Origin of the sequence: Sphingomonas crusticola, assembly GCF_003391115.1 — a bacterium.
Taxonomy (GTDB): domain Bacteria; phylum Pseudomonadota; class Alphaproteobacteria; order Sphingomonadales; family Sphingomonadaceae; genus Sphingomonas_I; species Sphingomonas_I crusticola.
In genome coordinates, this window is sequence record NZ_QTJP01000001.1 from 2,397,806 (window position 1) to 2,419,986 (window position 22,181).

23 protein-coding genes are annotated in these 22,181 nt (G+C 65.5%); 13 read left to right on the forward strand and 10 right to left on the reverse strand.

From position 1 onward, the window contains the following. Nucleotides 1–39: 39 nt before the first annotated feature. The 4 genes from DX905_RS11460 to DX905_RS11475 all read right to left on the reverse strand — a co-directional run bounded on the left by DX905_RS11460 (nucleotide 40) and on the right by DX905_RS11475 (nucleotide 2,732). Entirely contained in the window at nucleotides 40–495 is a 456-nt protein-coding gene (locus DX905_RS11460; RefSeq protein ID WP_116091461.1) for a nuclear transport factor 2 family protein, read from the reverse strand. 72 nt (nucleotides 496–567) lie between these two features. Beyond that, nucleotides 568–1,167: an NADPH-dependent F420 reductase gene (locus DX905_RS11465; RefSeq protein WP_116091462.1), complete on the reverse strand. Its 600-nt coding sequence runs from the start codon at nucleotides 1,165–1,167 to the stop codon at nucleotides 568–570. A 30-nt stretch (nucleotides 1,168–1,197) separates the two neighbouring features. Further along, a complete protein-coding gene (locus DX905_RS11470) occupies nucleotides 1,198–1,950 on the reverse strand; it encodes an SDR family NAD(P)-dependent oxidoreductase (RefSeq protein WP_116091463.1) in 753 nt (250 codons plus the stop codon). Nucleotides 1,951–1,997: 47 nt separating this feature from the next. Beyond that, complete coding sequence (locus tag DX905_RS11475) at nucleotides 1,998–2,732, reverse strand: SDR family NAD(P)-dependent oxidoreductase (protein ID WP_116092509.1); 735 nt, start codon at nucleotides 2,730–2,732, stop codon at nucleotides 1,998–2,000. Between the two features lie 211 nt (nucleotides 2,733–2,943). Between DX905_RS11475 and DX905_RS11480 the strand changes: the two genes are divergently transcribed. Next, nucleotides 2,944–3,840 (forward strand): LysR family transcriptional regulator, encoded by an 897-nt coding sequence (locus DX905_RS11480; RefSeq protein ID WP_116091464.1) that lies wholly within the window; start codon nucleotides 2,944–2,946, stop codon nucleotides 3,838–3,840. A gap of 98 nt (nucleotides 3,841–3,938) precedes the next feature. Here the strand turns inward: DX905_RS11480 and DX905_RS11485 are convergent, their stop codons facing one another. Beyond that, on the reverse strand, nucleotides 3,939–5,042 hold the full coding sequence (locus tag DX905_RS11485; RefSeq protein ID WP_205412246.1) for an AI-2E family transporter: 1,104 nt from the start codon (nucleotides 5,040–5,042) through the stop codon (nucleotides 3,939–3,941). A gap of 246 nt (nucleotides 5,043–5,288) precedes the next feature. Between DX905_RS11485 and DX905_RS11490 the strand changes: the two genes are divergently transcribed. The 4 genes from DX905_RS11490 (at nucleotide 5,289) to DX905_RS11505 (ending at nucleotide 8,982) form a co-directional block, all read left to right on the forward strand. Then, nucleotides 5,289–5,990: a tetratricopeptide repeat protein gene (locus tag DX905_RS11490; RefSeq protein WP_116091465.1), complete on the forward strand. Its 702-nt coding sequence runs from the start codon at nucleotides 5,289–5,291 to the stop codon at nucleotides 5,988–5,990. A 2-nt stretch (nucleotides 5,991–5,992) separates the two neighbouring features. Next, nucleotides 5,993–7,333: a PQQ-like beta-propeller repeat protein gene (locus DX905_RS11495; protein WP_240320825.1), complete on the forward strand. Its 1,341-nt coding sequence runs from the start codon at nucleotides 5,993–5,995 to the stop codon at nucleotides 7,331–7,333. 87 nt (nucleotides 7,334–7,420) lie between these two features. Continuing rightward, a complete protein-coding gene (gene der / locus DX905_RS11500) occupies nucleotides 7,421–8,785 on the forward strand; it encodes a ribosome biogenesis GTPase Der (RefSeq protein ID WP_116091466.1) in 1,365 nt (454 codons plus the stop codon). Further along, on the forward strand, nucleotides 8,782–8,982 hold the full coding sequence (locus DX905_RS11505) for a sulfurtransferase TusA family protein (RefSeq protein ID WP_116091467.1): 201 nt from the start codon (nucleotides 8,782–8,784) through the stop codon (nucleotides 8,980–8,982). Before der ends, DX905_RS11505 begins: the two co-directional genes overlap by 4 nt. 28 nt (nucleotides 8,983–9,010) lie before the next feature. Here DX905_RS11505 and bfr read toward each other — a convergent pair whose 3' ends face one another. The 5 genes from bfr to DX905_RS11530 form a co-directional block, all read right to left on the reverse strand. After that, nucleotides 9,011–9,493 carry a bacterioferritin gene (bfr, locus tag DX905_RS11510; protein WP_116091468.1) on the reverse strand — a complete coding sequence of 161 codons (483 nt, stop codon included), beginning with the start codon at nucleotides 9,491–9,493 and terminating at the stop codon, nucleotides 9,011–9,013. A 91-nt stretch (nucleotides 9,494–9,584) separates the two neighbouring features. Beyond that, a complete protein-coding gene (locus DX905_RS11515; RefSeq protein WP_116092512.1) occupies nucleotides 9,585–9,758 on the reverse strand; it encodes a (2Fe-2S)-binding protein in 174 nt (57 codons plus the stop codon). A gap of 36 nt (nucleotides 9,759–9,794) precedes the next feature. Continuing rightward, complete coding sequence (locus DX905_RS11520) at nucleotides 9,795–11,042, reverse strand: DUF418 domain-containing protein (RefSeq protein ID WP_116091469.1); 1,248 nt, start codon at nucleotides 11,040–11,042, stop codon at nucleotides 9,795–9,797. 48 nt (nucleotides 11,043–11,090) lie between these two features. Next, nucleotides 11,091–13,322 carry a phosphoribosylformylglycinamidine synthase subunit PurL gene (gene purL, locus DX905_RS11525; RefSeq protein WP_116091470.1) on the reverse strand — a complete coding sequence of 744 codons (2,232 nt, stop codon included), beginning with the start codon at nucleotides 13,320–13,322 and terminating at the stop codon, nucleotides 11,091–11,093. A 93-nt stretch (nucleotides 13,323–13,415) separates the two neighbouring features. Further along, nucleotides 13,416–13,805, reverse strand: a complete 390-nt coding sequence (locus tag DX905_RS11530; protein WP_116091471.1) for a hypothetical protein — start codon at nucleotides 13,803–13,805, stop codon at nucleotides 13,416–13,418. A gap of 153 nt (nucleotides 13,806–13,958) precedes the next feature. Here DX905_RS11530 and DX905_RS11535 point away from each other — a divergent pair, with 153 nt between their 5' ends. The 8 genes from DX905_RS11535 to DX905_RS11570 all read left to right on the forward strand — a co-directional run bounded on the left by DX905_RS11535 (nucleotide 13,959) and on the right by DX905_RS11570 (nucleotide 22,177). Continuing rightward, the gene (locus DX905_RS11535; RefSeq protein WP_116092513.1) at nucleotides 13,959–14,951 is read left to right on the forward strand and encodes a cysteine synthase A; all 993 of its coding nucleotides are present in this window, start codon (nucleotides 13,959–13,961) and stop codon (nucleotides 14,949–14,951) included. A gap of 73 nt (nucleotides 14,952–15,024) precedes the next feature. Continuing rightward, nucleotides 15,025–15,258 carry a hypothetical protein gene (locus DX905_RS11540; RefSeq protein ID WP_116091472.1) on the forward strand — a complete coding sequence of 78 codons (234 nt, stop codon included), beginning with the start codon at nucleotides 15,025–15,027 and terminating at the stop codon, nucleotides 15,256–15,258. Nucleotides 15,259–15,541: 283 nt separating this feature from the next. Next, nucleotides 15,542–16,048, forward strand: a complete 507-nt coding sequence (locus DX905_RS11545) for a division/cell wall cluster transcriptional repressor MraZ (RefSeq protein ID WP_162875578.1) — start codon at nucleotides 15,542–15,544, stop codon at nucleotides 16,046–16,048. After that, nucleotides 16,045–16,992 (forward strand): 16S rRNA (cytosine(1402)-N(4))-methyltransferase RsmH, encoded by a 948-nt coding sequence (gene rsmH / locus DX905_RS11550; RefSeq protein ID WP_116091474.1) that lies wholly within the window; start codon nucleotides 16,045–16,047, stop codon nucleotides 16,990–16,992. The genes DX905_RS11545 and rsmH overlap by 4 nt, the downstream gene beginning before the upstream one ends. Then, on the forward strand, nucleotides 16,989–17,675 hold the full coding sequence (locus DX905_RS11555) for a hypothetical protein (RefSeq protein WP_116091475.1): 687 nt from the start codon (nucleotides 16,989–16,991) through the stop codon (nucleotides 17,673–17,675). Before rsmH ends, DX905_RS11555 begins: the two co-directional genes overlap by 4 nt. After that, entirely contained in the window at nucleotides 17,672–19,405 is a 1,734-nt protein-coding gene (locus DX905_RS11560) for a peptidoglycan D,D-transpeptidase FtsI family protein (protein ID WP_240320826.1), read from the forward strand. The genes DX905_RS11555 and DX905_RS11560 overlap by 4 nt, the downstream gene beginning before the upstream one ends. Continuing rightward, the gene (locus tag DX905_RS11565) at nucleotides 19,392–20,816 is read left to right on the forward strand and encodes a UDP-N-acetylmuramoyl-L-alanyl-D-glutamate--2,6-diaminopimelate ligase (protein WP_116091476.1); all 1,425 of its coding nucleotides are present in this window, start codon (nucleotides 19,392–19,394) and stop codon (nucleotides 20,814–20,816) included. Before DX905_RS11560 ends, DX905_RS11565 begins: the two co-directional genes overlap by 14 nt. Beyond that, on the forward strand, nucleotides 20,813–22,177 hold the full coding sequence (locus tag DX905_RS11570) for a UDP-N-acetylmuramoyl-tripeptide--D-alanyl-D-alanine ligase (RefSeq protein ID WP_116092515.1): 1,365 nt from the start codon (nucleotides 20,813–20,815) through the stop codon (nucleotides 22,175–22,177). The genes DX905_RS11565 and DX905_RS11570 overlap by 4 nt, the downstream gene beginning before the upstream one ends. The last annotated feature ends 4 nt before the right edge of the window (nucleotides 22,178–22,181 follow it).

Below are 22,181 nucleotides of genomic sequence, written 5' to 3' on the forward strand. Positions count from 1 at the left end.
GTTACGACAATCTATGCAGCGCCTGGGCGGCGCTGGCCATCATGAAGCGCGCAGATCGCTGCCGTCCCCCGGCACATCTGCTGCATTCTCAGGGTCCGACACGGCCGCGGCCCGCGCCAATGCCTGCGTGTCGACATATTCGCGGATGTTCGTCAGCTTGCCGTCGCGGACCGTGATGGCGAAGATCCAGTCATCCGTGAACGGCTTGTTCGTGGCTTTGACCTTTCCTTCGGCATAGCCGACGACCAGAACCCTGTCGCCCAGCGCGATATACTCCCGGGGCTCCGAGAGCGACAGCTCCATGGTTTCGGACTCCGTCTTCAATAGTTCGGTCAGCCCGGCATGTCCCCGGTGCGTTCCGGCCAGCGGCCAGTCCTCGCCCGGAACGATCCACTCGATATCTTCGGCGGCAAGCGCGAGCATGGTCGCGCTGTCCCCGCCGAAGGCCGCGGCGAAGAAGTCTTTCACGCTCTGGATGTTCTTCTCAATGCTCATGGCATTTTCTCCATTTCCCTCGGATCTTGTCGGTTCGATCCGGTCACTGTGCCGGTGGGAAAGCCGCGTTCGTCAGTCGAACTTGACGAGGTCCTTGAAGATCAACCGACCCCAGATGTTGCCGTGCGCCTGGACAAGCAGTCCGCCTTCCGAAAGTCCGCCAAGTTTGATCGGCGCAAACCCGAGCTGTTCCGCAAGCGCCCCAATCTCATCCGCGGCAGCGTCATCGTCGCTCGCCAGGAATAGGACTCTGCGGCCACCATGGACTGCCGGATCCTGAACCAGGACGGAAGCGACCAGATGGTTGAAGCCCTTGACTAGCCTTGCGCCGGTGAAGGCCTGGGCGACGACCCGGGCGGAAGGCTGTCCGCCCAGTTCCTCATCGGGAACGCCATAGGCGTTGGTGACATCGACGATGATCTTGCCCTGCCAGTTCGGCAGTGCCTTGGCGACGTCCGGGTGCGACTGGAAGCGCACGGCCATAAAGATGATGTCCGCCTTGACGGCTTCCGCCAGTGTTTTGGGGATGATCCCCGGGCCGATCGCGGCCGCGACCGCCGCGAAGCTTTCCGGATCGCGCGTGGTGGCAACGGACACTTCGATGCCCTTGCGGGCAAACGCCTTGGCGAGAGTCTGGCCGATCTCGCCGAAGCCGATGATTGCGTAGCTCATATCATTTCTCCGATTTGCGGGATGCCGGGCTCAGACCTGCGCCATGCCGCCGTCGACGGCGAGATCCACGCCGGTGATGTAAGAACTTTCATCGGCCGCGAGGAATGTGACGGCATCCGCAATCTCCTGGGGCTCGCCCCTGCGACCCATCGGGATCTGTGTGGTGAACTGGGCGACGGCTTGCTCGGCCTGTTCAGGCGTCAGACCTGTCGTCGTCGCCAGTGCCGGAGTATCGATTGGTCCGGGGCTCATGGAATTGACGCGGATTTTGCGGTCCTTCAGCTCCAGCGTCCAGGCGCGCGCGAAATTGCGCACCGCCGCCTTGCTCGCCGCGTAGGTGCTGAAGCCCGGCAGCCCCAACACGTTGGAAACCGACGAGGTGAGGATGATCGAGCCGCCGTCCCTGAAAAGCGGAAGCGCCTTCTGCACGGTGAAGAACAGTCCCTTCACGTTCACGTCGAACGTCTGGTCGAAATGGGCCTCGGTCGCTGTCGCGAGCGGGGCGATCGTACCCGCGCCGGCGTTCGCAAAGAGAATGTCGATGTGGCCATGTTTCTCTTTCACGGCGGCGTAAAGCCGATCCAGGTCGTCCAAGCGCGACACGTCGCCCACGACCGTCGTGACGTCCCCGCCGATCGAGGCTGCGGCCTCCTCCAGCTCTTTCTCGCGTCGTCCGGTGATCACAACCAGCGCGCCTTCTTCCACGAAGCGCTTGGCGGTAGCCAACCCGATTCCGCTGCTCCCGCCCGTGATGACGGCGATCTTACCTTGTAGCTTTTTCATAGTCTTATCCTTCGTTGAGTGGGGACGCGGCATGGGCCGCACCGGGGTCAGAGTTGCGCCAGCCCGCCGTCGACGGCGAGTTCGCTGGCGGTCATGAAGCTGCTGTCATCCGAAGCGAGAAAGGCAGCCGCCGCCCCGACCTCCGCGGGATCGCCCATGCGCTGGAGCGCGGTCATCGAGCCGTAGGCTTTCTGACCCTCCTCGCCGAGCGCTGCCTTGGCGAGTTCGGTCGCCGTCGGCCCCGGCGACAGCACGTTGACCCGGATACCGGTGCCCTTCAGGTCCTCCGCCCAAGTCCGCGCGAGGTTGCGCACGGCGGCCTTGCTGGCGCTGTAGGCGGTGAATCCGGGGGCGCCGGTCGTGCCGGCGCTCGATCCGGTCAGGATGATCGACCCGCCCGCGCCCATTAGCGGCAACGCCTTCTGGACCGTGAAGATCGTGCCCTTCACATTAGTGGCGAAGGTATCGTCGATATGCTCGGCGGTGATCTGGCCGAGCGCAAGCGGGCTTCCCGCCCCCGCATTCGCGAAGACGACGTCGAGCGTTCCGCGCTCGGCCTTCACCGCCGCGTAAAACCGGTCGAGGTCGGCCTCGTCCGAGACCGAGCCCTTCACCCCGCGGGCATTGGGCCCGAGCTCGGCAACGGCGGCATCGAGTGCGTCCTGCCGACGGCCGTAGATGAAGACGACGGCACCCTCTTCGATGAAGCGCCTTGCAGCGGCGAGGCCGATCCCGGTGGCGCCGCCGGTAATGACGGCGGTCTTTTCATTCAATCTCGTCATGTCGTGCATCCTTCGTTCGCGGTCTCAGGTTTCGGCTGGCGGAGCCGCCCGGACCTCAACATGGGTCCGCCACTGCCGGCCCATCAGTGCGAAATCGCGCACATCGGTGGTGCAAAATCGATCCGGCAAGGTGATCGTCCGCGCCCGTCACGCTTCAGCGTGCTAGAAAGGGGAGGAATCGAATCCGCATCGCGCGGCGCGAGAACGCACCATGATAGACTGGGATGACGTCCGCTATTTTCTTGCCGCCGCTCGCGGAGGCTCGGTGCGGGCTGCCGCCGCGCGCCTTGGGGTGAACCATTCAACCGTGTTGCGGCGCATCACCCAGTTGGAGGAACGTCTTGGGGCGCAGATGTTCGAAAAGCTGCCTTCGGGTTACCGCTTGACGGCTGCGGGGGAGGAGGTCCTCGAGCTTGCAGCCCAGATGGAAGCGTCCTCGCATCAGCTGGAGACGCGTGTCCTCGGGCGCGACCAAAGCGTGCGCGGGCTTTTGCGGGTGACGTTGACACCCATCCTTGCCACCCACCTGCTCATGCCGGACTTCGCCGATTTCGCGCGTCTGCATCCGGACATCGAAATGGAAATCCTGTCGTCCGGCGAGCTGGCAAACCTGACGAACCGCGAGGCCGACGTGGCGATCAGGGTCGTTTACGACCGCCAGACCCTGCCGCTCAATCTTCACGGCCTGAAGGGCCCGGAGCTGTTCGGCGGCGTCTACATATCCCGCGATCGCCTGGCCGCATCGCGCGCGGGCACGCCCGATCCGATCCGCTGGATCGTCATAAGCATGCACGGCATTCCGGATTGGGCCAGCGGGGGGGAGGTCCGCACTACCGGCGTTCCGTTCAGGGTCACGGATGCCGGGGCGGAGATCGCGGCCGTACGACAAGGTCTCGGGATCACGACCCTGCCATGCTTCGTCGGAGATCCCGACCCCCTGCTGGTGCGGGTGCCGGGCACCGAGTTGCACATGTATGGAACGCTCTGGCTTCTCACCCAAGGCGAGACACGGAAGACGAAGCGCGTGCGGCTCTTCACGGACTTCGTATCCCATAGGCTCGCCGCCTATGCTTCGCTTCTCGCGGGCCTGTCCACGCGGGACGACTGATGCCAGGCGGGTCGCTGACGGAGGCGGCTGGCCCACCCCGTCTGCAGCCCGTGCTGGCGGCGTCGCGTTCTTCGCGTGCGTTCGCCGTCCGTCGGTGGCTACGATGATTTGGATTGGGCGGTGACGGGCTGATCCCGCGCTCTGCTGAAAATATCCCATACCGCCATGAACAAAGCGGCGATGACGGGCCCGACGACGAAACCGTTGAAGCCCATCATCTCGAAGCCGCCGAGGGTGGAGATCAGCACGACATAATCCGGCATGCGCGCATCGCGGCCGACCAGGATCGGGCGCACGACATTGTCGACGCTGCTGATGATGAAGAAGCCGCACAAAGCGAGCACGATACCTTGCCACACCGAACCGGTTGCAAGCAGGTAGAGCGCGACCGGAACCCAAACCAGGCCGGTGCCGACCGCCGGGAACAAGGAGAAGATCCCCATCGCCACGCCCCACAATAAAGGGCTGGGGATGCCGAGCACCCAGAAGGTGAGCCCGCCGATCAAGCCCTGGAGCAGCGCCACGATCAGGCTGCCCTTGATCGTCGCGCGGATCACCGCGACGAACTTGCTTACCAGAGCGTCGCGCTGATCGGCGGGAAGCGGAAGCGCGCGTTCGACCTTCGCCGCGATCGCCTCACCATCGCGTAGCAGGAAGAAGGTAAGATACAGCATCACGCCGAGCGCGAGAAAGAAGCCGAATGCGCTTTGGCCGATACTGAGGAGTTGGCCGGCAACCGTCTGGAAGCTGCTCGAAAGGCTCCGCGAGATCCTGCTGCGCACGCCTTCCAGATCGCTGAGGCCGACGCTTTCAAGCCAGCGCTGCGCCCATCCTGGCAGATGCGCCTCGAGCTGAACGAACAGACGGCCAAGATCGATCTCGCCCGCGCGAATACGGGAATAGGCGCCGGATGCCTCGTTCAGCAGCGCGGCTCCGAGCAGCATGGCCGGTACGATCACCACGGCGGTAATGACGAGCAAGGTGAGCAAAGCGGTCAGCGTCGGGCGGCCCGGCCTCGCGCGCAGGAAGCGTGCATTCAACGGCGCGAACAGCACGGCGGCGATCACGCCCCATAGGATAGCCCCGGCAAACGGCGCGACCAGCCACAGGAAAGCGAGCGTGACGAGTATGACGAGCAGCATGAGAAAGCCGCGCTCGAGACCGGCGCTGCGCCGCACGCCGGTCACGCGGCTGCGCTCCATCGGACAGCTTGCCGTTCGACTGGAAGATTTCGCCCGCGCATGAGCCTGTTCTCCGAAGACATGATGATCATCTACCAGTCCGGTTGGGCCGCTGTCTCCTGTCCAGTCCTGCATGGCCGATAAGGTTCCGGCAACAGCGTTCACCCATCCACGATTCTTCCTCCACTCGCACAGCTTCCGTTCAGGCAGAGTCGGCGCTAGAGAGGCGCGCATGTCCGCATGCGCGCGGAATCCAGGAGAGACTGTTTGGCGCTGACGCCCACCGACAACGAAGCGTTCCTACGCGAAGTCGACGAAAACCTCCGCCGCGATCAGATGACGGGCCTCGCCAAAAAGTGGGGCAGCGTGATCGGCGTGCTCGTGCTCGTGCTGTTGATCGCGCTGGGCGGGTTCCTGTGGTGGCGCAATCATCGCGCCGAGCAGGCGGGCATGGAGGGTGAGAAGCTTTCCCAGCTGATCGGCGACGTCGATATCGGCCGTGCGCAACCCACCGATAAGCGCATTGGTGAACTCGCGTCCTCGCCGCACGACGGCTACCGCGCCATGGCGCGCCTGACGCAGGCCGGGATCACCGCCAAGACTGACCCGGTCGCGGCTGCCGCCAATTATCAGGCGATCGCCAGGGATGAGAAACTTCCACAGGCGACGCGCGATCTGGCACTGATTCGCGCCACCACGCTGCAGTTCGATACGCTCCCGCCTTCTGAGGTTGTTTCCCGCCTCAAGCCGCTGGCGGTGCCCAATGCGGCCTGGTTCGGTAGTGCGGGCGAGCTTACCGCGATCGCCTATCTGAAGATGGGCCGCCGCGATCTCGCTGGTCCGCTGTTCGCGGCGATTGCGCGCGATACCAATGTCCCAACCGGCCTCCGTGGCCGCGCCGCCGGCATGGCGACCGGGCTCGGCCAGACGGTCGGTGTCATCACGCCGCAAGGCGCACCCAAGGAATGATCATGATCATGAGCTCGCGTCGTGGCCGTATCGCGGCCGCGCTGGCGCTGACCGCCACGCTCGGCGGGTGCGGCCTGTTCAACCGTCATGTCGACCGCGGACCCAAGACGGCCGTGCTGGGGCAACGCGTGTCGGTGCTCAATACCGGCAGCGACGTGGTGGTGGATCCCAGCCTGGCCGACGTGCCGGTCACGGTGCCCGATCCCGTCGTCAATGCGGAGTGGACCCAGCCCGGTGGCAATGCCAGCAAGTCGATGGGCAATCCCTCGCTTCCCGCTGCGCTCAACCAGGCCTGGTCGGCCACCATCATCGGCGGGGACATCACGCAGCGCATCGGCTCGCCGCCCGCCATTTCCGGCGGCAAATTGTTCATCGTCGATGCCGCCGCGGTGGTTCACGCATTCGATGCGGCGACCGGCGCGCGCCTGTGGCAGACCGCGCTCGACAGCACCAAGCGTGATCGCGTGGTCCTGTTCGGTGGCGGCGTCAGCGTCGACAGCGGCAAGGTGTTCGCGACGACGGGCCGCGGCGACGCAGCCGCGCTCGATGCGGCGACGGGCAAATTGTTGTGGAAGGTCCGTCCCGGCGGCCCGTTGCGCGGCGCGCCTGCGATCGGCGGCGGCAACATCTACGTCCTGACCCAGGACAATCAAATTCTCGCGCTCAATCCTGCCACCGGCGAAACCGTCTGGACGGTCTCGGCGACCCTCCAGACGTCGGGCGTATTCGGCGTCGGCACGCCGGCGATCGCGCAGGGGACGGTCGTCGCCGGCTTCTCTTCGGGTGAGCTCTCGGCGCTACGGTTCGAAAACGGGCGGATCGTCTGGCAGGATCAGCTTTCGCGCACCTCGATCTCAACCTCGGTCTCGGTCATTTCGGATATCGATGCTTCTCCTGTCGTCGATCAAGGCAAGGTGTACGCGATCGGACAGGGCGGCCGCATGGTCTCGATGGATCTGGTTAGTGGCCAGCGGCAGTGGGAACTCACCATTGGCGGTATCAACACGCCGTGGCTGGCGGGCGAGTGGCTGTTCGTAATGACCGACGAGGCCAAGCTGATCTGCATTGCCCGCACGACCGGCAAGATCCGCTGGATCTCGCAGCTGCCGCGCTACCGCGATCCCAAGAAAAAGGACAAGCCGATCAGCTGGTATGGACCGACCCTCGCGGGCGGCCGGCTGCTGGTGGTCAGCGACCGCGGTCAGCTCGTCAACGTCGCCGTGGCCGACGGCAAGATCGGGACCGAGGTCAAGGCCGGCAAGAGCTTCTATCTGCCGCCGGTTGTCGCCAACAACATGCTCTACCTGATCGATGCCAAGGGCCGTATTTCCAGCTGGCGTTGATCGGCGCACCAATGCCGCACGGATGATCTGCCCCGCGCGGCAGGTCCAGACTCGTCAATAGCGGGTCTGGACCCTAGAAGGGCGGCCATGCCCCTTCCTACCGTTGCCATTATCGGCCGACCTAATGTCGGCAAATCCACCCTGTTCAACCGTCTCGTCGGCAAGAAGCTGGCGCTGGTCGACGATCGGCCGGGCGTAACCCGCGATCGGCGCGAGGGGGAGGCGAGCCTGCTCGGCCTCGATTTCCGCATCATCGACACCGCCGGCTTCGAGGATGAGGATCCGCAGAGCCTGCCCGGGCGGATGCGTATGCAGACCCAGGCCGCCGTCGACGAGGCCGACGCGGCCTTGTTCCTGATCGATTCCCGGGTCGGCGTCGTGCCGCTCGACGAGGAGATTGCGCGCTGGCTGCGCAACAGCGACACGCCGGTCATCCTGATGGGCAACAAGGCCGAGGGCAAAGCCGGCGAGAGCGGCTTGCTGGAGGCGTTCCGGCTTGGCCTCGGCGATCCCATTCCCTTCTCGGCCGAGCATGGCGAGGGCCTGGTCGACCTGTTCGAGGCGTTGCGGCCCCATATCGAGCGCGACGAGGACGAGGTCGATCAGGAAGAAGAGGACGAGGAGAATGGCCCGCTCAAGCTCGCCATCGTCGGCCGCCCCAACGCCGGCAAGTCGACGCTCGTCAACAAGATGCTCGGCGAGGAGCGGATGATCACCGGCCCGGAGGCCGGCATCACGCGCGATTCGATTGCCATCGAATGGGAATGGCGCGCCAAGGACGGCAGCACCCGCCCGGTACGGCTGATCGACACTGCCGGCCTGCGCCGCAAGGCCAAGGTCGAGGACAAGCTCGAACGGCTGTCCGCCGCCGATACGCAGCGCGCGATCGACTTTGCCGAAGTGGTGGTGCTGCTGCTCGACGCGACGCGCGGGCTAGAGGCGCAGGATCTGCGCATCGCATCCCAGGTGATCGACGAGGGCCGCGCGCTGATCATCGCGGTCAGCAAATGGGATGTCGCCGAGAATGCGCCGTCCTTATTCCAGGGCATTCGTGCCGCGCTCGACGAGGGGCTGGCGCAGGTCAAAGGATTGCCGCTGATCACCGTGTCCGGTTTTACCGGGCGGGGTATCGATCAGTTGCTCGAGGTTGCCTTCGAGACACGCGAGGCCTGGTCGCGCCGCATCGGCACCGGCGAACTGAATCGCTGGTTCGAACGCGCCATCACCGCCAACCCGCCGCCCGCGCCGGGCGGCCGTCGGATCAAGCTGCGCTATCTCACCCAGGCGCGCACCCGTCCGCCGACCTTCATCCTGTTTGGCACGCGGGTCGATCAATTGCCCGAAAGCTATCGCCGCTATCTCGTCAACGGCATCCGCCGCGACCTCAATTTCGGCGGGATTCCCGTGCGTCTCACAGTGCGTGCGCCCGCCAATCCATTCGGCAATAAATGAACATTGTCGTCGACGCGCGCGGGATGCGCTGCCCATGGCCGGTATTGCGTCTGGCACGCGCGCTGCGCACCGCCGACGCGGTGACGATCCTCGCCGACGACCCGGCAGCGCCCGGCGAGATTACGGCACTGGCGGCCACGCATGGCTGGACGGTCAGCGATCGGGACGGCGGCTTCTTCGTATCGCGGGCGCCATAATCCGGCAACAAATCGCGCCTCGGCGAGCTCAGCTCTCCTGCGCCGGCTTCGACTGAAGCTGGACGTAATTCTGGATACCCATCCGTTCGATCATGTCGAATTGCCGCTCGAGGAAGTCGACATGCTCCTCCTCATTGTCGAGAATCCGGCGGAACAGGTCGCGCGTGACGTAATCGCGCACTTCCTCGCAATGCGCGATCGCGTCGCGCAGCGGCGGGATCGCCTCACCTTCCAGCGCCAGGTCGGATCGCAGCACTTCCTCGACGGTCTCACCGATCCGCAGCCGGCCGAGCATCTGGAAATTGGGCAGGCCGTCGAGGAACAGGATGCGCTCCGACAGCATGTCGGCATGCTTCATCTCGTCGATCGATTCGTGCCGCTCATATTCGGCCAGCCGCGCGATGCCCCAATGGTCGAGCAGGCGATAATGCAGCCAATATTGGTTGATCGCGGTCAGCTCATTCTTGAGCGCGACGTTGAGGAATTCGATGACTTTCGCGTCGCCCTTCATGGCCGCCTCCCGTGTTAGAGACGCGCTTAGACCGAAGGTGCGGAGAAAATGAAGCGCGAACGACTCGCGCGAGTCGTTCTTAGGAAGTTGGTCAGGCGGCCGCCCGCTGCTCTTCGGCAATCAGCTCGCGCGCGAAGGGAATGCATTGGCCGCAACGCGGGCGCCGTCCGAGCGCGGCATAAGCGCTGTACGGGCATTGCGCGCCGGACCGTGCGGCCTCGCGCACTTCATTTTCCCTAATCGCATTGCAGTGGCAGACGACCATCGAAGACTCCTCGGAGCCCATTTAGCGATACTGCGACTAACTCGCAATAGCTTTGCGAAAGCTGACCGCCTCGCCTCGCGACAGGCTTCGCCACGCCCATTCGAAGGGGCCGTAGCGGAAGCGCCGCAGCCAAGGCTGGCTCCAGCCGAGGATTAGCAGCCATTGGCCGAGGACGAGGAGGTAGAGCTGCGCGCGCGACAACAAACCGAACAGCCCGAGGCCATAACCATAAAAGATGGTCGTCATGATCAGGCTGGTGCCAAGGTAGTTGGAAAAGGCCATCCGCCCCGCAGCGGCAAGACGCGCCGTCAGCCAACGCGCTGCGCCGGCCTGCAGCGCCACGATCAGGCCCGCGGCATAAGCCAGCGCCAGGAACGGCCGCAGCAACAGCGTGAAGACATCCGCTAGCGGGAGGAAAGCGGGATCGAAGCGGTGGGTGACGATCGCCCGCACCAACGGAGCGTATAGCAGCAGCGCGAGGCCGCCGCTTGCGATCACCCAGCGATAGGCGCGCGGGCTCCAGTCGCCCGTCCAGAAGCCGACCCGGTACAACAGCATGCCGAGCAGAACGAAGCCGAGCGTGCCGGGCATCACTGCCGGCAGCACCGCGGATTGCATCATCCATGTCATCGGCGCGCGCGCGGCGAAGACATCGAGCAGCCCGCCATGATAAAGACGCAGTTCGCGAGCGATGGCGGCCGGATCGGGTACGACCTGTGTCAGCACCTTGTGCCATTCCCGCACGGCATCGGCCGGCGGGTTGGGACCAGTCGCCAGCCGATGCAGCACGCCCATATCGTGCCATTGCACCAGGCTTTGGATTGCGTCGAAACCGATCAGGCACAAAGCGGCGAAGGCGAGCGCGCTCGGCCGCCAGTTGCGCCCGAAGAAGGCGATCGCGCCGCATATGGCGTACTCCACCAATATATCGCCGTACCAGACGAACCAGGCGTGGAGCATGCCGAACGCGAACAGCCAGAAGATGCGCGCATAATGGACGCGCGCCGGCCCCGGCGTGCGATCCTCCGCGGCATCCGTGATCAGCAGCAAGGATGCGCCGAACAGCATCGTGAACAGCGCGCGCATCTTGCCGTCGACCAGCACATAGGCGATCGCCCACGCGGCGAGATCGGCGCCGTGCGCGCCGCCATAATAATTGGGATCGACATAGGCATATCCCGGCTCGCCCATCGAGACGATGTTCATCGCCAGTATCCCGCACACCGCGAAGCCGCGGATGACGTCGAGGGTTGCGATGCGAGGTGCGTTACGAGAGACTGTCATTCCGTCTCACCCCGAGCAAGCGCGGGGAGGAGGCGCGCATCCACCTGATCAAGCCAGTGCCGCGTCCGCGCCCATCAGGGTGGGGAAGAAGCCTTCGTGCGCCGCACGCAAGGCGTCCAGGGTGACGCAATGATCGCCGGTTTCGCATTCGAAGATGATGCGGTTGGCGATGGTGCGGCCAATCGGTTCGGCTTCGATGCCGTTGGCCTGCGCACCTGCGAGGAAGCCGAGCAGTGCGGGATCGTGCACCGTGACGAGATACAGACCTTGATCTTCGGCGAAATAGGAGCCGGCGAGGCCGAACGGTGTGGCACCGTCGATCAACGCGCCGCAATTGCCGGCCAGCGCCATCTCCGCGATCGCGACCGCGACGCCGCCATCGGAGACGTCGTGACAGGCGGTGATCCAGCCCTGCTCGATGCCCGCCCGTACATAATCGCCGGTCTTGCGCTCGGCCGCCAGGTCGACGGTCGGCGGCGGGCCTGCCTCGCGGCCGTCCAAGCCATGCAGTTCGCGCAGCCATAGCGACTGGCCGAGGTGCCCCTTGCGCGCCCCGACCAGCAGGATGATGTCGCCCCGGTCCTTGAAGCCGATGCCGACCGATCGCTTCCAGTCGGCGAGCAGCCCGATGCCGCCAATTGCCGGCGTCGGCAGGATGGCGCTGCCGCTGCCGTCCTCATTCTTGGTTTCGTTGTAGAGTGAGACGTTGCCGCTCACGATCGGGAAGTCGAGCGCGGTGCAGGCCTCCGCCATGCCTTCGATGCAGCCGACGAATTGGCCCATGATCTCGGGCCGCTGCGGGTTGCCGAAATTCATGCAATCGGTGGTGGCAAGCGGCTTGGCGCCGACCGCGGTGAGGTTGCGCCAGCATTCGGCGACGGCCTGCTTGCCGCCTTCGAACGGGTCGGCATAGCAATAACGCGGCGTGCAGTCCGTGCTGATCGCAATGCCCTTTTCGGTGCCGTGGACGCGCACCACCGCGGCGTCGCCGCCCGGGCGCTGGACGGTGTCGGCACCGACCATGTGGTCATATTGCTCCCAGATCCAACGGCGCGAGGCGAGGTCGGGTGAGCCCATCAGGGTGAGCAGGTCGGCCGCAAGATCAATGCTGTCGGGCAAATTGGCTGGAAGTGCGGGCACTTCGGTCTTTACGTGCGGGCGGTCGTAAAGCGGTGCATCGTCGGCGAGTGGGCCGAGCGGGATGTCGCACACGGTCTCGCCATTGAAGGTGAGCACCATCCGGCCGGTATCGGTAACGTGGCCGATCACCGCGAAATCGAGCTCCCATTTGCGGAAGATCGCCTCGGCGAAGTCCTCCCGCCCGGGCTTGAGCACCATCAGCATACGCTCCTGGCTCTCGCTCAGCATCATCTCATAGGGCGTCATGCCGGTTTCGCGGCACGGCACCGCGTTCATGTCGAGCTCGATACCGACCCCGCCCTTGGACGCCATCTCGACGCTGGAGGAGGTGAGGCCGGCCGCGCCCATGTCCTGGATCGCGACGATCGCATCGGATGCCATCAATTCGAGGCAGGCTTCGATCAGCAATTTCTCGGTGAAGGGGTCGCCGACCTGGACGGTCGGACGCTTCTCGTCCGAATCCTCGCCGAAGTCGGCCGAAGCCATGGTCGCGCCATGGATGCCGTCGCGACCCGTCTTGGAGCCGACATAGACGATCGAATTGCCGATGCCGGATGCGGCCGAATAAAAGATCTTGTCGGTCTCCGCGACGCCGACCGTCATAGCGTTTACCAGGATATTGCCGTCATAAGCGGCGTGGAAATTGACCTCGCCACCGACCGTCGGCACGCCGACGCAATTGCCGTAGCCGCCAATGCCATGCACCACGCCCGCGATCAGGTGGCGCATCTTGGGATGGTCGGGCCGGCCGAAGCGCAGCGCATTGAGGTTCGCTACCGGGCGCGCGCCCATCGTGAAGACATCGCGCAAGATGCCGCCGACGCCGGTCGCGGCGCCCTGATAGGGCTCGATATAGGACGGATGGTTGTGGCTCTCCATCTTGAAGATGGCGGCCTGGCCGTCACCGATGTCGACAACGCCGGCATTCTCGCCCGGGCCGCAGATCACCTGGGGCCCGCTTGTCGGCAGCTTCTTCAGGTGCAGGCGTGACGATTTGTAGCTGCAATGCTCCGACCACATGACGGAGAAGATGCCTAATTCGGTGCGATTGGGCTCGCGGCCGAGCGCATGCAGGACGCGCTCATATTCTTCCGGGGACAGGCCGTGCTCGGCGACGATGGCAGGCGTGATCTCGCTCATGTCGCGAGCCGATAGCGAAGCAACGCGTAGCGTCCAAAGAAAAAGGCCGGCGAAGAGGTCTCCGCCGGCCTGAAATGGTCGATTTGCGGATTATTAGCCGTCGCAGGCCTGGCTCGCGCCGCCCTTCGCAAGGGTGACCGACGGGGCAGTGGCGCTGCCGGTCAGCGTATAATCGCCGCCAACATAGGGGGCGCCCGCGCTCGGTGCAGTCAGGTTGGTCGGCGACGCCGTCTTCTCCTTGAGGCGCAGGTTCGCGGTCATATTGTCGTTGAACCAGTCGATGAAGATCAGGCTGTTGTCCTTGCAGCGATAGGACTTGCTGGCCAGCATCGCCGGCGGCAGCTTGACCGGCGGTGCGTTCGCGATCGTGTTGGCGGTGGGATCGCTGGGGCCGCCGCCGACGATCGTGGTCGGCTTCATGTCGCAAGCGGAGAGAAGGGTGAGGGCGGCGAGCGGCAAAGCGCGGAGGAGGATATGGTTCATAGCGGATCATTCTTTCGCGACTGCGGCAATTACGTCAAGAGTGTTGACGCTCTTTCCCGAATTATGCGACGAGGGATTGCGCCGAAGCGTGGCCTCGCCGGTTAAAATCGAAGCTTGCTTGCCCCGATCCGGGCCCTTGCCTATCTCCCGATGATGACAATTACCGCTCAGGATGTGCCGGCTCTCGTCGGCAACACGCCGCTGGTTCGCCTCACGGGACCCAGCGAGGCGACCGGCTGCGACATTTACGGCAAGTGCGAATTCATGAACCCGGGCGGGTCGGTCAAGGATCGCGCCGCGCTGTTCATCATCCAGGATGCCGAGGCCAATGGCACGCTCGCCCCCGGCGGGCTGATCGTCGAGGGGACGGCGGGCAATACCGGCATCGGCCTGGCGCTGATCGGTAACGCGAAAGGCTATCGCACCACCATCGTCATCCCTGAAACGCAGAGCCAGGAGAAGAAGGATACGCTGCGCGCCCTCGGCGCCGAACTGATCGAGGTCGCTCCGACGGCCTATTCCAACCCCGCCCATTATGTGCACATGTCGCGCCGCATCGCGGAAGAAACGCCGGGTGCGCTCTGGTCGAACCAGTTCGACAATATCGCCAACCGGCTCGCCCACATTCGCACCACCGCGCCCGAAATATGGGCGCAGACCGGCGGACGCATTGACGGCTTCACCTGTGCGGTCGGCACGGGCGGCACGCTGGCGGGTGTCGGCCTCGGCCTGAAAGAGCAGCGCGACGACGTGGTGATCGCGCTTACCGATCCGCATGGCGCGTCGCTCTACGAATATTATGCGCATGGCGAGCTGCGGGCCGAGGGCTCGTCCGTATCCGAGGGGATCGGCCAGAGCCGCATCACCGCCAATCTCGAAAGCGCGCCGGTGGATACGCAATTTCGTATCTCGGACGCGGAGGGGCTGGAGCAGGTTTTCGCTTTGCTCAAGCATGAGGGGCTGTGCCTCGGCCTGTCGTCGGGCATCAACGTCGCCGGCGCGATGGCGCTGGCGCGCGAACTGGGGCCGGGCAAGACGATCGTCACGATCTTGTGCGATTCCGGGATGCGGTACCTGTCGACCCTGTTCAATCCTGCCTGGCTCAAGGCCAGGGATCTGCATGCGCCGGACTGGCTACGTCGCTGACCGGTTCCCAAGCGACCGGTTGATGCTATCTTTGCAAGATGACGGCCTCAGCGCGCATCCTGGGAGAAGCGACATGCATCGCGTGCGCATCGGCCTGATCGGGCTCGCCTGGGTGTTCCTGCTGGTGATGCTGGCCACGACCTTCCTGCACGTCGCGGGCGCCGATCGCAGCGCGAAGAGCGACGCGGTTGCGAACGACTCCGCCCCGAGCGAGCCGCTTGCCGAATTGGGGGTTGCCCCCGGCAATACGCCTCCTGAGGAATCGGCCGCCCCACAACAGGCAAAGCCGCACATTCCGGCACGCTGAGCCCCGTTCTTAAACGCCGCGTCGCGTAAATTTTCGCCCCACATTTTTGTCCACAGGCTCTCGTAGGCGGGAAACGGCGGTTTTGTGCCGTTTTTCAAGGGATTTGTTCAGCCTGCTAAACCACGGCATACACAGTCACGCCCATCGAGTGGTATTGATACCCATAGTGAACCCATGCTAATCCATGTTCATCCGGCAATGGAGGCGCGCACCACGCGTCCCGGCGCCGACCGACGGAAGGACGGGGCGCGTCACTTCCGCGGCAACAGGGCGGAACGAACAGGTGGTCAGGGAGACGTTCTTTGTCGGGCATGCACTGAACGCGGTCGACGCGAAGGGACGCGTGTCCGTGCCTGCCGCCTTCCGCACCCAGATTGACCGCCGCGCCAAGAACGAAGGCGGCAAGGACGCCGACAAGGAATTGATGATCGCGCCGCACCCCAAGCGCGATCGCCTGCGCGCTTACGATGCCTTTGGCCTGCGCGATCTCTCTGCCGAGTTGCGCGACAGCGTCGCCGATTTGCCCGCCGCCGCGCGCCGCGAAGCCCATGAGGGCGCTCGCCGCAACGAACTGACCGCATTGACCCCGGTGGCGTTCGACGGCGCGGGGCGGATGGTGCTTTCCCCTATTCTGCGCAAGCTCGGCAAGATCGGCGATCTCGCCTTCTTCGTCGGCATGGAAGATTATTTCGAGATCTGGAGCCCCGAAAACGCCCGGATCGGCTTCGCCGACAATCCGGTCGTGCTCGAAATGCTCGACATGTATCTCGAAGAGCGGAGCGCTTCGTGAGCGCGCCTGCCCCCCACATTCCGGTCCTCCTCGATGAGGTGATCGCCGGCCTGGCACCAGGTCCGGGCGAAATCCATGTCGACGGCACGTTCGGCGCCGGCGGCTATACGCGTGCCCTGCTCGGCGCGGGTGCCAAGGTTATCGCCTTCGATCGGGATCCCGACGCGATCGCCGAGGGCCAGGCTTTGGTGGCCGAGAGCGGCGGCCGGCTGGAACTCGTGGCCGACGTTTTCTCGGAATTGGGCGCTGCCCTGGCGGAACGCGGCATCGACGCGGTCGATGGTGTCACGTTCGACGTCGGCGTCTCCTCGATGCAGCTCGACCGCGCGGATCGCGGCTTTTCGTTCCAGGCCGACGGTCCGCTCGACATGCGCATGGGCCAGTCGGGCATGAGCGCCGCCGACTTCGTCAACGGCGCGGACGAGGAAGAGATTGCCGACGTGCTCTTCCATTTGGGCGAAGAGCGGCAGTCGCGCCGCGTCGCCCGCTTCATCGTCGCGGCGCGGCCGATCACCCGCACGTCCCAACTGGCGGCGGTGGTACGCCGTGCGCTCGGCTATCGCGAGCATGACAAGAAGGATCCGGCGACCCGAACCTTCCAGGCGATCCGCATCCACGTGAACCGCGAACTGGGCGAGCTGGAAGACGGCCTCGCCGCCGCCGAGCAGGCGCTCGCGCCGGGCGGCCGCCTGGCGGTGGTGTCGTTTCACAGTCTCGAGGACCGCATCGTCAAGCGCTTCCTCAAGGAGCGCAGCGGCACGCCCGCCGGTTCGCGCCATCTCCCCGAGGTCGCCGTCCGCACGCCCAGCTTCGAAGCGGTGGCCAAGCCGATCCGCGCCGGTGAGGCCGAGCTCGCCCGCAATCCCCGTTCCCGTTCCGCCACGTTGCGCGTCGCCCGGCGCACCGCGGCAAGCCCCTGGGCGACGAAAGGTCATGCGTCATGATCGTCGCGACGCGTCTTAGCGCGGTGTGGCAGGTCGCCGGCGTCGCCGCCGCGGCCCTGTGCTGTTACCTGGTGTCGCAGTCGGTCGCGGCCGAACGGGCGGGCCTGCTCAAGGTCGATCGCCAGATCGAGCAGACCCATGACGAGATCGCCAAACTCCAGACCGAGATCGGCGTGCGCGGCCGCATGGGCCAGCTCGAACGGTGGAATATGGACGTGCTCGCACTGCAGGCGCCGCGCCCGAGCCAGTTCGTCGCCAACGGCGTGCAGCTGGCAAGCCTCTATGGGCGTAAGGGCCAGCCGGCGCTGCCGCTCGACCCGGCGATCGTTGCGCAACAGGGGGCTATCGACAAGGTTGCGTTCACGCCGTCGAGCCCGCCATCGGTTCAGCCGGCACCCACGCCGCCGGGGGCGGTGACCCGCCTCCCGGAAATGACGGTGGCGCAGCCATTATTGCGTACCGCGACCTATGTTCGGCCCGCGCCCGATCGCCTGGCGCCGGCGGCATCCACGCCGCTGATCGCCAAAGTATCGTTCGAACCAAGCCGGCCTTCCCCTAAGACGGCGCCGACTCCGGACAAGCCCGCGAAGCGTGCGGCCAAATCGCTGCTCCCTGCCGACATCGGCTTGCTGGCGGCGCGTGAAGCAACGGGGTCCAAGGACAGCCTCAAGGCGGCGCGGTGAACGCGCCCGCCGCACTGAACCTCGACCGCGCCGTGCGGGTCGAGCTGCGCGATGCCGCGCCGGCCGCCGGTCCGCTGGGGATCGCGCAGCAGCGCCTGATGGGCATCATGCTGCTGTTCATGCTGGTCACGGCGGTGATCGGTCTGCGTCTGGTTCAGATCTGCCTCTTCGGCGGCGCGGATACGAACTCCGGCGCGGCGACCGCGGCGGAGCGCGGCGAAATTCTCGACCGCAACGGCCAGCCGCTCGCTACCACCATCAAATTATGGGCGATTGCGGTTAACCCGCAGAAGATCCTGGGCGACAAGAATGCGCTCGCGGTGAAGCTCAACCAGCTGATGCCCGAGAAGTCGGTGCTGGAATATCGCCGCATCCTCTTCGGCAAGCGCAAATTCCTCTATTTGCGCCAGCCCGCCCCCCCGGAACTCGCCGCCGCCGTCCATGCGCTGGGCGATCCGGGCATGCTATTGCTGAGCGAATCGCATCGCCTGTTTCCGCAATCGGCTATGGCCGGCCATGTGCTGGGCTATTCGCAGCAGGTGGAAAATCCGCGCACGCGCAAGGAAGAGCTCACCGGGATCGGTGTCGAGCGCTATTTCGACGACGATCTGAAGGCCGGCAAATCCGTCACCCTCTCGATCGACACGCGCGTCCAGGCGGCGCTCGAGAGCGAAATTGCAAAGCGGATGACCGAGACCCAGGCGGTCGGCGGCGCGGGGGTCATTCTCGATGTTCACACCGGCGAGGTGCTGGCGATGGCATCCTTGCCCGACATCAACCCCAACGCGCCGCTGCGCGATCAGGCCAACATGTCGAACAAGGTCACCCAGTCGACCTATGAGCTCGGCTCGACCTTCAAGATGCTGACTTTCGCCAATGCGCTCGAGCTTGGCGTGCTGAGTGACATGTCGCAGAAGTTCGACGTGTCCTCGCCGCTCCACGTCGGCGGCCACACCATCCACGACGATGAGCCGATGCACCGGGCGCTGACCGTGCCGGAGGTGATGACGTATTCATCGAACATCGGCACTGCGCAGATCGCCGACCAGATCGGCGCCGACCGTACCAAGGCTTTCTTCCGCAGGCTCGGGTTCGACCAGCGCCCCTCGATCGAGCTGCGCGAGCGCGGCTTTCCGCAATTCCCGTCTTACTGGGCGCGCACTACCGTGATGACCACGGCTTATGGTCACGGCATCGCCGTCACGCCGCTCCATCTCGCCACTGCCTATGCCGCGCTCGCCAATGGCGGCATCCTCCGTCCCGCAACCCTGCTCAAGCTGCCCGCCGGCGCTCAGGTGCCGGGCAAGCGCGTCATCTCCGAGGCGACGAGCGCGAAGATGCGCGAATTCATGCGGCTGGTCGTGCTGCAAGGCACCGGCACCAACGCCAACGCGGCAGGGCTGCGGGTCGGCGGCAAGACCGGCACTGCGGAAAAGGTGGTCGGACGTGGCTATAGCAAGAGTGCCAACATCACCGTATTCGCGGGCGCCTTCCCGATGGACGATCCGCGCTATGTCGTGGTCACGATCCTCGACGATGCCAAGGCCGGCAAGGCGACCTATGGCTTCAAGACGGCGGGCTGGATGACCGCACCCCTGATGCGCCGCATCACTGCGCGCGTCGGACCTCTGCTCGGCATCAGGCCGGAACTGGACAAGGACATCGATGTGTCCGACCTGATGGCTTTGCTGGCCGAGAAGAAGGTGCCCGGTAAGAATGTTCTTGAGTGAGCTGATCGGCGAGACGGAAACAGGAGTCGACACGCGCGTCACCGGCTTCGCGATCGACAGCCGCAAAGTCGCGCCCGGCACGGTGTTCGGCGCCTTCCGCGGGACCGTCTCCAATGGCGAGGATTATATCGCCAACGCCATCGCCGCCGGCGCGGTCGCGGTCTTCGCCCGGCCGGAGGCGCTCGTTGAGGGCGCGGTCCACGTCGCCGATCCGGAGCCGCGCCGCGCCTTCGCGTATGCCGCCGCCAAATTCTTCGCCCCCTTTCCCGAGCATGTCGTCGCGGTCACCGGCACCAACGGCAAGACCTCGACCGTCGAGCTGACCCGCCAGCTGTGGCGGATGGCCGGCTATCATGCTGCCTCGATCGGCACGCTGGGCGTCACCACCGCCGACGATTCGGTTTCGACTGGCCTGACCACGCCGGATATCGCCACCTTCCTTTCCAACATGGCGGGCCTGCGCCGCGAGGGCGTGACCCATGCCGCGTTCGAGGCATCGAGCCATGGCCTGTCGCAATTCCGGACCGAAGGCCTGCCGGTCCACGCTGCCGCCTTCACCAACCTGTCGCGCGATCATCTCGATTATCACGGCACGATGGAGGCCTATCTGGAGGCCAAGCTGCGCCTGTTCAGCGAAGTGGTCGAACCCGATGGTGCGGCAGTCGTCTGGATGGACGATCCGGCTTCGACCCGCGTCGCCGAGATCGCGTCCGAGCGCGGCCTGCGACTGATCTCGCTTGGCGCAAAAGGTGAGACGCTGAAGATCGTCGGGCGCCAGCCGACCCAGCTTGGCCAGACGTTGACGATCGAAGCCGAAGGCAAAACGCACAGCCTCAACCTGCCGCTGATCGGCGCCTACCAGGCCGCCAACGCGCTCACCGCCGCTGGTCTGGTATTGGCGACGGGCGGCGAGCTTGGCGACATCCTCGCGCGGCTGGCGCGGGTCCAGCCGGTGCGGGGCCGGCTTGAGCGCGCGGCGATCAGCCGTGCCGGCGCGCCTATCTACGTCGATTATGCGCATACGCCGGACGGGCTGGAAGCCGCGATCGAGGCGCTGCGCCCACATACCGTTGGCCGCCTGATCGTCCTGTTCGGCGCGGGCGGCGATCGCGACCGCGGCAAGCGGCCGCTGATGGGCGAAGTTGCCGCGCGGCTGGCCGATCATGTTATCGTCACCGACGACAATCCCCGCTCGGAAGACCCAAGCTTCATCCGCCGTGAGGTTCTCGCGGGCGCGCCGCAGGCGATCGAGATTGGGGGCCGCCGCGAGGCGATTGCGGCCGCCATCGCCGCAGCAGGCGCCCACGACATCGTCTTGCTCGCAGGCAAAGGCCACGAACAGGGCCAGATCGTCGGCGACCGTATCCTGCCGTTCGACGACGTGCAGGTCGCGCGGGAATGCGCGGGATGACGGCGCTCTGGTCTTCCGCTGAGATCGCCGCCGCAACCAACGGCCGTGCCTCATTGGAATTCGAAGCTCGCGGCGTCGCCTTTGATTCACGCGAGGTCGGCCCCGGTGACCTGTTCGTCGCGCTCAAGGGTGAAGCAACCGACGGTCACCGCTTCGTCGGTCAGGCTCTCTCCCAGGGCGCATCGGGTGTGCTCGCGTCGCAGCCGGTCGACGGTCCTCACGTGCTTGTATCCGATACGGCAAATGCGCTCGACGCGCTCGGCGTCGCGTCGCGCGCGCGTACGGCGGCGAAGGTGGTTGGCGTCACCGGATCGGTCGGCAAGACCAGTGTCAAGGAGGCGCTGTTCGCTGCCTTCGACCGGGCCGCCCCGGGCCGGGCGCATCGCTCGCTCAAGAGTTATAACAACCATGTCGGCGTGCCGCTCAGCCTGGCACGCATGCCGCGCGAAACGCGCTTCGGCGTGTTCGAAATGGGGATGAATCATGCCGGCGAGCTGGCGGCGCTGACGCGTCTCGTCCGCCCTCATGTCGCATTAGTGACCACGGTCGCGCTCGCGCACGGCGCCTTCTTTGCCGACGAAAGCGCGATCGCCGACGCCAAGGGTGAGATCTTCCAGGGGCTCGAGCCCGGCGGCACCGCGATCATCCCCTATGACAGCCCGCATCGCGATCGGTTGATCGCTGCCGCCCGGCCTTATGCGGCCGAAATCGTCACCTTTGGTCGCGATCCGGCGGCCGATGTCCATGCGCGCGACGGCGTTTCCGGTCCACGCGGGACGCTCGTGCGCGCAAAGCTGCGCAGCGCGGAGCTTAGTTTTACCGTCGGCCCGCCGGGCGAACATTGGGTTACCAATGCGCTGGCGGTGCTTGCGGTGGTGGAGGCGGCCGGTGGCGATCTTGCGGCTGCCGGTCTCGCGCTGGCGGACCTGGCCGGCCTGCCGGGGCGTGGCCAGCGCATCACGATCCATCTGCCCGACGGCGATGCCCTGCTGATCGACGAAAGCTACAACGCCAATCCCGCCTCGATGCGCGCAACGCTGGCGATGCTGGGGCAGGAGCGGGGGCGCAAGGTCGCGATCCTCGGGGCGATGCGGGAGCTCGGGCCCGAGGAGGCGCGCCATCACGCCGATCTCGCCGCGCCGATCGCGGCAGCCGGCGTGGGACTCGCACTGCTCGTCGGGACCGAGATGAAACCCCTCGCCGAAGCCCTTGAGGGACGTGTCGAGTTCGTCCATGTGCCCGACGCCGCTGCCGCCGCCGCGCAGGCTTCCAGCCTGATCGCACCGGGCGACGCGGTTCTCGTCAAGGGATCGAATTCGGTCGGGCTCGCCGGCGTCGTCGACGCTTTGGCCGGGGGATAGAAAC